The organism is Aeromicrobium sp. PFPM2_SD2, assembly GCF_057364525.1.
In genome coordinates, this window is sequence record NZ_JBNFNZ010000204.1 from 1 (window position 1) to 4,242 (window position 4,242).

General features: G+C 73.1%; 5 protein-coding genes, 1 tRNA gene and 1 pseudogene. 3 read left to right on the forward strand and 4 right to left on the reverse strand.

Annotated elements, in window-relative coordinates; translation table 11 throughout:
* Window positions 1-18: 18 nt before the first annotated feature.
* Both AC2W7G_RS10260 and AC2W7G_RS10265 read left to right on the forward strand, forming a co-directional pair.
* Window positions 19-552, forward strand: a pseudogene (locus AC2W7G_RS10260) (alpha/beta fold hydrolase); the annotation flags it as partial.
* 305 nt (window positions 553-857) lie between these two features.
* Complete coding sequence (locus tag AC2W7G_RS10265; RefSeq protein ID WP_485868347.1) at window positions 858-1,259, forward strand: alpha/beta hydrolase; 402 nt, start codon at window positions 858-860, stop codon at window positions 1,257-1,259.
* On the opposite strand, the gene AC2W7G_RS10270 is transcribed toward AC2W7G_RS10265, so the two are convergent.
* Entirely contained in the window at window positions 1,260-1,550 is a 291-nt protein-coding gene (locus tag AC2W7G_RS10270; RefSeq protein WP_485868343.1) for a chorismate mutase, read from the reverse strand.
* A 92-nt stretch (window positions 1,551-1,642) separates the two neighbouring features.
* Between AC2W7G_RS10270 and AC2W7G_RS10275 the strand changes: the two genes are divergently transcribed.
* Window positions 1,643-1,718: transfer RNA gene (locus AC2W7G_RS10275), tRNA-Thr, on the forward strand.
* A gap of 355 nt (window positions 1,719-2,073) precedes the next feature.
* On the opposite strand, the gene AC2W7G_RS10280 is transcribed toward AC2W7G_RS10275, so the two are convergent.
* From AC2W7G_RS10280 to AC2W7G_RS10290, 3 genes are all read right to left on the reverse strand, one after another.
* A complete protein-coding gene (locus AC2W7G_RS10280) occupies window positions 2,074-2,325 on the reverse strand; it encodes a hypothetical protein (RefSeq protein WP_485868344.1) in 252 nt (83 codons plus the stop codon).
* A gap of 300 nt (window positions 2,326-2,625) precedes the next feature.
* Window positions 2,626-3,705, reverse strand: a complete 1,080-nt coding sequence (locus AC2W7G_RS10285; protein ID WP_485868345.1) for a hypothetical protein — start codon at window positions 3,703-3,705, stop codon at window positions 2,626-2,628.
* Between the two features lie 199 nt (window positions 3,706-3,904).
* Window positions 3,905-4,242 (reverse strand): hypothetical protein (locus AC2W7G_RS10290; RefSeq protein WP_485868346.1); only part of this gene is annotated, 338 nt, incomplete at its 5' end.

The following is a 4,242-nucleotide window of genomic DNA, read 5'->3' on the forward strand; positions in this document are numbered from 1 at the left end:
GACCCGGTCGGCCGCATCGTGGTCAACCCCGGCGGGCCCGGCGGGTCTGGCGTCGACTTCGCGACCCAGGCGGCGAGCTCGCTGGGCTCGGCCGTGCGTGAGCAGTACGGCGTCGTCGGCGTCGACCCGCGCGGCGTCGGGCGCAGCGAGCCGGCCCTGGACTGCCTGGGACGACGAGGGGCTCGACGGCGTGGGTGGCCACCGACCAGACGCCCGACGACGACGCCGAGCGCGACGCGCCTGGAGGAGGCCGACCAGCGCTTCGGCCGCGGCTGCGTCGAGCGCTCCGGCGCGCTCGCCTCGCACGTCACGACCGTCGAGGCGGCGCGCGACATGGACGTCGTCCGCGCCGTCCTCGGCGACGACGAGCTCTCGTACTACGGGGCGTCCTACGGCACCGCCCTCGGTGCCACCTACGCGGCGCTGTTCCCCGACCGGGTCGGCCGGCTCGTGCTCGACGGAGCGGTCGCTCCCGACCTCACCGTGGTCGAGTCCGCGGCGGGCCAGAACGAGGGCTTCCAGCGCGCCCTCGAGGCGTACCTGCAGGACTGCGTCCGCGACGACTGCCCGCTCGGCGACGACGTCGCCGAGGCCCAGCGCACGATCGGCGAGGTGCTCGACGGCCTCGACGAGCAGCCGCTGAAGGTCGGCCGCCGCGAGCTCACCCAGACCCAGGGGTTCTACGGCATCGCCGTCACGCTCTACGGCAAGGAGAACTGGCCGTACCTCACGCAGGCGCTCGAGCAGGTGCTGGACGACGACGGCTCGCTGCTGCTGTCGCTGTCGGACTTCTACTTCGACCGCGACGCCGACGGCTCGTACGCCACCAACAGCACCGAGGCGTTCCAGGCCATCTCGTGCCTGGACGCGTCCGGCCAGCCGGCGCCCTCGGACGCCGAGGTCGCCGCGGCGACGCGTCAGTTCCGCGAGGTCTCGCCCGTCTTCGGCGACTTCTTCTCCGCCGGCCTGGACACCTGCGAGGGCTGGGCGGCGACGAGCCGGGCGCCGGCACAGGTGACGGACTTCGCCGCCGCCGGCGCGGCGCCGATCCTGGTCGTCGGCACCCACCCCGCGACCCGGCCACGCCCTACGAGTGGTCGCAGCGGCTGGCCGACGCGCTCGACTCCGGCGTCCTGCTCACGCGCGAGGGCGACGGCCACACCGCGGTCGGCATGGGCAACGACTGCGTCGACGACGCGGTCGCGGACTACTTCGTCGACGGCACCGTGCCGGACGACGGCACCGTCTGCGAGGAGTAGCTAGACCTCGCGCGCGGCCTCGTGGTGACGGATGACCTCGTCAATGATGAAGTTGAGGAACTTCTCGGCGAAGGCCGGGTCGAGGTCGGCGTCCAGGGCGAGGCGGCGCAGCCGCTCGATCTGCTGGCGCTCGCGCTCCGGGTCGGCCGGCGGCAGGTCGTGCTCGGCCTTGAGCCGGCCCACCCGCTTGGTGCACTTGAAGCGCTCGGCCAGCAGGTGCACGAGCGCCGCGTCGATGTTGTCGATGCTCGAGCGCATCTCGTTCAGCTCGGCGCGGATGTCGTCGGTCACGGCCACGATCCTAGGCCGACCCCCGATTTCGGTTCGGCGAACCCCTGTCCTAGACTCGTCTCCGGTCCGGCGGGCGATCCTCGCCAGGCCTCGCCGCCTTAGCTCAGTCGGCAGAGCGTCTCACTCGTAATGAGAAGGTCGTCGGTTCGATTCCGACAGGCGGCTCCACCCAGAACCCTCGTCCTCGTGGCGGGGGTTCTGTCGTCGGTCGGCGCGACTGAGTCGGAGAGCGGTCCCCCTTCGTCATGAGAAGGTCGTCGGTTCGATTCCGACAGGCGGCTCCACCGAAGCCCTCCGTTCCTCCCGGACGGAGGGCTTCGTCGTTCCCCGGGTCGCTGAGCCGGCGGAAGCGACGAGGCTGTGGCCGGCGGCTCGAGCCGACCCGGTCCCTGAGCCTGTCGAAGGGACGAGTCCGAGGACGCACGCAGGCCCCCGGCGGTGCCGTTGTCCGGTGCGATGCCGAGGCCGAGCTGGGGGTTTGCTCGTGATGAGGCGTGATCGTACGGTCGCTCGCGGGTCGACGTCAGGCGGATGGGTGGGGTGGATCGGTCCGGCGTGCCAGTGGGCATGTCGAGCGGACGACCTTGTTCTGCGCGGAGTTGAGCGGCCACTCGCCGCCGTGGATCTTGCACTGACCGTGCATGCCCCGCTCGTCCCAGAACAGGCTCGGCCGGCATCGCGGTGGGCCGGACTCAGGGGGAGGCTGGCGCGAGTCCCACCAGCGGATCGCCAGGATCACGACGACCGCGGCGACGACGAGCACCTGAAGCATCATCGGTTGAGGATGCCTGCTCGGACGTCTCTCTGTCCTCGTCTTCGAGCTGCTCGGCGCGGATGTGTTCGGCCAGGAACCCGATCGCCGCGGCGTCCCAGGCTTCGTGACACGCGGTGCAGCCGCCCGTGTGGGCGTCGGCGCGGACCCGCAGCGAGTCACGGACGTCGCACAGTGGGCACGTGTTGCGCGGCTTCCACGTGGCCGCCTCCCTGCCGGAGACGGCGAGCGCCGTGACCCACCAGGACCGGACGCACGCAGGCCCCCGGCGTCGCCGGGGGCCTGCGGGGTCTCGGGGCTACGTCAGCGGCGCGACGACCGTGTCCTGACCTTGAGCGTCTGGGTGCGCTTCTTCACCTTCACCGCGGAGTAGGTGCGCTTCGTGCCGGTGCGCACCAGCTTGCTCAGCGCGACGGGGGTCGCCAGCCCGGTGAGCGTGAGCGATCCGCCCCGCACCGCCGACGGCGCCGACGCGACCGTCACGCTCCGCGGGCCCGACACACCGGGGTAGCCGATCACGGTCCGCTGGGCGTCCTCCGACCCGGCGAGCGTGCCGGAGATGGTGAAGGCCTGGCTGCCGTTCCAGCGGCAGGTCGCGGTGTAGTCGTGGACGACCACCGTCGTCCCCGGCGCGGTCGTCGCCATCGCCGTGGTCTGGGCCGTGCTGGTCCGGCGCGGGAACAGGCCGGAGACGAGGCCGCCGAGGCCCGGGACGATGCTGTCGAGCACGTCGCCGACGCCCTGGACCACGCCCTCCACGCCGTCCTCGACGCCGCTGGGGTCCGAGCCGGTCACCACGTCGCCGACGCCGCCGAGCACGTCCTCGAGGCCGTCGACGACCACGGCCACCCCGCCGATGACGCCGACCACCGGGGCGCCGCTGTCGTCGACCGCGTCGCCGATTCCGTCGACGACGTCACCGATGCCGCCGACGACGTCGCCGACCGCGTCACCGGGGGTCGAGGGCGGGGCGGGGGAGATGGTGATCGGTCCGCGCGGCGTCGTCCGGGTGATGGTGCAGCGGGCGTCGACGGCCCGGCCCGTGCCCGCGAGGGCCCGCCGAGACCAGACCGGACGGTCGACGTACGTCCGGTAGGGGACCGAGGTCGTGACGCGGTAGGTGCCCGCACGGAGCCGGACGCGGGTGCGGTTCGTCGCCACGGTGCGGCCCATGCGCGTGACCGTCACCCGGGGCGTGCCGAGCCTGACCCGTCCGCTCGCCTTCACGACCGGCTTGATCGTCGCCTTCTTCCCGGGCTTCACCGTCTTGGTGCCGATCTTGCGCACCGACACGGCGTCGGCCGCCCCCGCCGGCAGGGCGGTCGTCCCGACCAGGCTGGCGGCGAGACCGGCCGCCAGCGCGGCGGTCACGAGCTTCTTCATGCGTTCTCCTCCTGAGACGGCCCGCATCCCCCGCGAGCTCCTGGCCAGGAGCGTGCCCCGGAACCGGGCGGACCGCCGACCGAGTGCCGTCATTTCGCCCGCCTCTGGTCCGGTCGTGGTTCGGTGCTGGTCAGCCGGTGTTCGCCCAAGCTGGCGGCGCAGGACACCGAGCGGTCGAGCCGGGCCGTCGGGACGACGCCTAGCCGGTCCCCAGGACGGTGCGGCGGCTCACGGTGACCCAGTCGTTCCCGTCCTCGCCGACCACGACCCGGTCCAGGTGGGGCAGGCTGGGGCCGACCAGGCGGAAGGCTCCCTGGCCGGCGCCGCGGGCCGTCTCGACGCTGTCCAGCTGCTCGCTCCAGGACGCGATCGGGACCGCCAGGACGAGGCGCACGGACTGCGTCGAGTCCGGCTCCACGTGGTCGTACAGGCAGGTCCAGTCCTGGGCCTGCTCGCGGTCCGCGCAGTCGCGGTCCGCGAGCTCGGAGTCCAGCGCCAGGCCGACCTGCGCGGCGAGGTCGGCCGCGTCGGCCGGCG